The organism is Mycobacterium sp. (genome assembly GCF_035653355.1).
Taxonomy (GTDB): domain Bacteria; phylum Actinomycetota; class Actinomycetes; order Mycobacteriales; family Mycobacteriaceae; genus Mycobacterium.
The window spans coordinates 1-4641 of the sequence record NZ_DASRBZ010000322.1; the positions used below are offsets into that span (position 1 = coordinate 1).

The window sequence follows — 4641 nt, forward strand, 5'->3', positions numbered from 1 at the left end:
CGTTGCGCTATCAGCCGTCGGCGGCGTTGGAGCGGGCAATTCGTTGCCGAGATTTGACGTGCCGGTTCCCCGGCTGCAGCCGCCCAGCGATGGTCTGTGACGTCGACCATACGATTCCGTTCAACCACGCCGACCCGAAGACCGGTGGGTTGACTGTACCGTGGAATCTCAAATGCCTTTGCCGTCAACATCATCGGCTGAAGACCTTTGGCGGCTGGCATGATCGGCAATTGGCTGACGGCACTATCGTGTGGACCTCACCCACCGGCCAAACGTATCGAACGGCCCCGGCCGGAGCAGACCTTTTCGGAACAACGCACAGCCCGGCGTGCGCGGCACCCAGGCCGAATCGGTGCAGCCGCTCTAAGCAGCGCGCCAGCCGAATTGCTCGGACCCGCAAGCACAACCGCGAGCAACGGCCGATCAACGAAGCGCGCCGGCAGCTCGACGAAGCGCGAAAAGAAGAGGTAGCTGCCCGCAAGTTCCGAAACCATATGCGCGGCATGCTCTTTTTGTTCAAGGGCCGACCGAGCACCAGCCCGTTTTGTACCTGGGTCAACGATCCTCGAGAACCCGAAGAACTGCCGCCGGATTGGCGACCGCCTCCACTAGCACCCCTGCCCGACGATCCCCCGTTCTGACGAACGCTATGGTGCCAGTCATGCCGATCGCCGGAAGCGGGAAACTGTCACTGCGTTCAGTGTTGGCGATAGTCGCGTTAAGCTTCACCGCGGCGGCGGCGTCCGCTTGCGATTCCAGCACTGAACCGGTCGCCGACAATCCCCGCCAAGTGACTGTCACCGGGCTGGGAAAAGTCCAGGGTGTCCCGGACACGCTGACCGTCGAGGCGGGCATCGAGTTCGTCGCCCCGGACGTCACAACCGCGATGAACCGGACCAACGAACGCCAGCAAGAAGTCATCACCGCGCTGACCGACGCCGGCGTGGGTAAACCGGACATCAGCACCACCGACGTCAGCGTGCAACCGCAGTACGGCGGCGGCGACGGAGCCATCACCGGTTACCGCGCCAACAATTCGATCCGAGTGAAGATCCGCAAGCTGGAGTCGGCGTCGCACGTGCTGGCAGCCATCGTCAACACCGGCGGTGACGCCACCCGGATCAATTCCGTGCACTATTCCATCGAGGACGACTCACAGTTGGTCCGTGACGCACGGGCCCGAGCGTTCAATGACGCCAAGAACCGAGCCCAGCAGTATGCGCAGCTGTCGGGACTTCGGTTGGGCGAGGTGATCTCGATCTGGGAGACCTCCGGCGCGCCCACGCCGACCCCGATGCCCCGCGCGCCGATGGCCGCCACAGATGTTCCGCTTGAACCCGGCCAGCAGACGGTCAATTTCACCATGACCGCAGTCTGGGAACTTGGCTAGTCCTGATACACCCTGGGATCCAGGGTTCCGATGTACGGCAGGTCGCGGTAGCGCTCGTCGTAGTCGAGGCCGTAGCCGACCACGAATTCGTTTGGGATGTCGAAGCCCACGTAGGCAATGTCCACATTGGCGCGCATCGCGTCTGGCTTGCGCAACAGCGTGCACACCCGAAGCGAACGCGGATGCCGGGTGGCGAGGTTTCGCAGCAACCACGACAGGGTCAGTCCGGAGTCGACGACATCCTCGACGATCAGCACGTCGCGGTCGTTGATATCGCGGTCAAGGTCTTTGAGGATGCGCACCACGCCCGACGACGACGTCGAGGACCCGTAGGAGCTGACGGCCATGAATTCGAACTGGGTCGGTAGCGGGATCGCGCGGGCCAGGTCGGTGACGAACATGACCGCGCCCTTCAGCACGGTGATCAACAGCAGGTCCTGAGCGCCGGGGGCATCGGTCACGCCGCGGTAGTCGTCGCCGATCGTCGCGCCGAGCTCAGCGGTGCGAGTCTGAATCTGGTCTCCGGTCAACAGCACCGATTTGATGTCGCCTGGGTACAGCTCACCGGATTGCGCTGCCACGCCCACAGCGTGCCATGCCGCTGACCGACAGCCAACGTCAGCCCCGTCGGACCGGCTCACGTCGCAGCGTCAGCACCCCGTTGTGTCGGCCGGCCACCAACCGCTCACCGCGCAGCGTGGACCCCACCGCCACTCCGCCCTGCCCCCGCCACGCAGTGACCAGTGTGTCGATTCCCCGGATCTGCTTATCTGTCAACCCGATAGCCCCACCAGCCAGCAACCAGCGGCGGATGACCCGCCGCCGAACCGGGTCAGGCAGCGCAGCGAGCGCCGCGGTGTCAAGTCCCTCGCCCCGGGCGGCGGCCGTCAGCGCCTGCGCGGCAAGCGTGTCGATCAGTTCGCTGTCTTCCCGCAACGCCATCGCGGTGCGGGCCAGCGCCTCAGCGACCCCGCCACCAAGCACCTCCTCGAGCAGCGGCAGCACCTCCTGGCGCAGCCGAGCCCGGGTAAACCGGCGATCGGTGTTGTGCGGGTCCTGCCAAGCCGTCAGGCCCAACTCGTCGCACGCGGCATGCGTCACGAAGCGGCGCACACCCAACAGCGGTCGGCACCACGGCGGGTCGTATTGGCGCATCCCCGCGATCGAGCGGGCACCGGACCCGCGGCCCAATCCCAGCAGCACGGTTTCGGCCTGGTCGTCGAGGGTGTGCGCCAACAACACCGGCTGGTCCGTGCGGGCGGCGTCCAACGCCTGATAGCGTGCGCTGCGGGCGGCCGCCTCCGGGCCGCCGTCCTCGCCCACCTGCACGCAAAGCACCTGCGCGGCAACGCATCCCAGCGCCATGGCTTGCGCCCGGGCAGTGGCGGCGACGTCAGCGGAGCCGGTCTGTAAGCCATGGTCGACGACCAATGCGGTGGTGGGCCGCATCCGCGCCGCGACCGCGGTCAGCGCCAATGAGTCGGGTCCACCGGACAATCCGACGCACCACCGCTCGGTGCCGGCAAGATAGGTGTCGGCGAACGCCTCGACAGCCGTAGACAGCTGCCCTACAGCACTCTGTCGATCCATCGTTGCGGGTTTTCGATCTCCGCGGGCAGCGGCAGCGTTTCCGGACCTGACCAGATCGTGTTGAACCGCTCCATGCCAACCCGGCCGACCACATGGTCGACGAATGCTTTACCGCGGGTGTACTGCTTGAGCTTGGTGTCGATGCCCAGCAACGCCCGCAGCAGCCGTTGCAGCGGCGGTTGCTTGCGGTGGCGGCGCTCGTCGAACCGGCTGCGGATGATCGCCACCGACGGCACCACCATCGGCCCGACGGCGTCCATCACGTGATCGGCGTGGCCCTCGAGCAAGGTGCCCAGCACCAGCAGTTGATCCAGCGCCTGCCGCTGCGGCTCGGACTGCACGGCCCGCAGCAGGCCAAGTATCCCCGGTGAGTTGCCGTCCGGGTTCGCTTGCGAAGCCTCACCGCGGCCGCGGACGAAGTCGGCGAGCCTGCCCAGCACCTGGTTGACGTCCTCACCGCTTTCCCGCGTCAGCACCGCCAGCGCCTGCGACATGTAGCCCGACAGCCACGGGTTGACGGTGAACTGCACGCGGTGCGTCACCTCGTGCAAACACACCCATAACCGGAAGTCGGAAGGCTCCACCCGCAGTTGGCGTTCGACCGCGATGACGTTGGGGTACACCAGGAGAAGGCACCCCCCGTCGCCCGCGGCGAACGGATCGTACTGGCCCAATATCCCCGACGACACGAAAGCCAGCACCGCGCCGGTCTGCGCGCCCGTGATCCGCCCGGTGAAAAAACCCCGCGGCTTGTCGGTCCCGCCCGTCATCACCCGCATCGACTCCGCCGCCGCCCGGATCCACTGCGGCCGGTCGACGACCCGCGCGTCCGGGACCGGCCGGTCGATCTCGAGGCCGGTGACCTCGCGCACCGGCGGTTCGGCCGCCTTCGCCGCGCTGGCCAGGTCGTCGATCACCTTCCGGCGGGTGTATTCCGTCGCCGGCGGGCCCGGGCGGGCCAGTCGTTCGCCGACGTCGGCGGCGAAGCGCCAGTCGATGGCGCGCCCGACGGTCAGCTCGGCGGAGCCGGTCATGTCACGCATCCGCACGTGCGCAGCCGGGCGGCCAGGGCGTCGATCGCGAGGCGGCCGGTCGGGCCTGCGTCGTTGGAGATGAACGCGAATGTCAGCACCCGTCCGCTGTTGTCGGTGATCACGCCGGCCAGGGAATTGACGGCAGTTAGTGAGCCGGTCTTCGCGCGCAACCAGCCGGCCGCAATCCCGTCGCCAGCCGGGTTGATGAAGCGGTTGGACAACGTGCCGCTGCCACCGGCGATGGGCAGCAAATCCAGCAGCGGTCGCAGCGCCGGCTGATCGGGCCCGGCGGCCGCCTGCACCACTGAGTCGAGTGTCTTGGCAGTCAACCGGTCGTCGAGCGACAACCCGCTGGAATCCACCAGGACAGCACCCGAGATGGCGACCTGCGCGTTGGCCAGCTGACTGGTCACCGCGTCGACGGCCCCAGCGAAGCTCCGCGGCCGGTGGGTGGCCGCCGCTACCTCGCGCCCGATGCACTCGGCCATCACGTTGTCGGAGGCGTCCATCATGTCGCCCAGCCGCTCGATCAGCGGCGCCGACCGCACAGCGGCCAGCTCGCGCGCGTCGGGCGGGGCCGCAGCCAGCGTCACCGCGGCGGGCTTGACACCAAGGGCGCTGGCCAGC

At 67.5% G+C, this 4641-nt stretch carries 5 protein-coding genes and 1 pseudogene; 2 read left to right on the top strand and 4 right to left on the bottom strand.

Annotated elements, in window-relative coordinates:
- Positions 1-641: pseudogene (locus VFA16_RS11265) on the top strand (HNH endonuclease signature motif containing protein); the annotation flags it as partial.
- Between the two features lie 20 nt (positions 642-661).
- Positions 662-1390, top strand: coding sequence for an SIMPL domain-containing protein (locus VFA16_RS11270; RefSeq protein WP_324967886.1), 729 nt, complete (start codon positions 662-664; stop codon positions 1388-1390).
- Here VFA16_RS11270 and hpt read toward each other — a convergent pair.
- The 4 genes from hpt to dacB all read right to left on the bottom strand — a co-directional run.
- Positions 1387-1977, bottom strand: coding sequence for a hypoxanthine phosphoribosyltransferase (gene hpt / locus VFA16_RS11275; protein ID WP_324967887.1), 591 nt, complete (start codon positions 1975-1977; stop codon positions 1387-1389). The two genes, VFA16_RS11270 and hpt, sit on opposite strands and share 4 nt — an antisense overlap.
- Before the next feature lie 31 nt (positions 1978-2008).
- Positions 2009-2980 carry a tRNA lysidine(34) synthetase TilS gene (gene tilS / locus VFA16_RS11280; protein ID WP_324967888.1) on the bottom strand — a complete coding sequence of 324 codons (972 nt, stop codon included), beginning with the start codon at positions 2978-2980 and terminating at the stop codon, positions 2009-2011.
- On the bottom strand, positions 2959-4014 hold the full coding sequence (locus VFA16_RS11285; RefSeq protein WP_324967889.1) for a zinc-dependent metalloprotease: 1056 nt from the start codon (positions 4012-4014) through the stop codon (positions 2959-2961). The genes tilS and VFA16_RS11285 overlap by 22 nt, the downstream gene beginning before the upstream one ends.
- On the bottom strand, positions 4011-4641 hold a 631-nt coding region (dacB, locus tag VFA16_RS11290), incomplete at its 5' end, for a D-alanyl-D-alanine carboxypeptidase/D-alanyl-D-alanine endopeptidase (RefSeq protein ID WP_324967890.1). The genes dacB and VFA16_RS11285, both read right to left, overlap by 4 nt.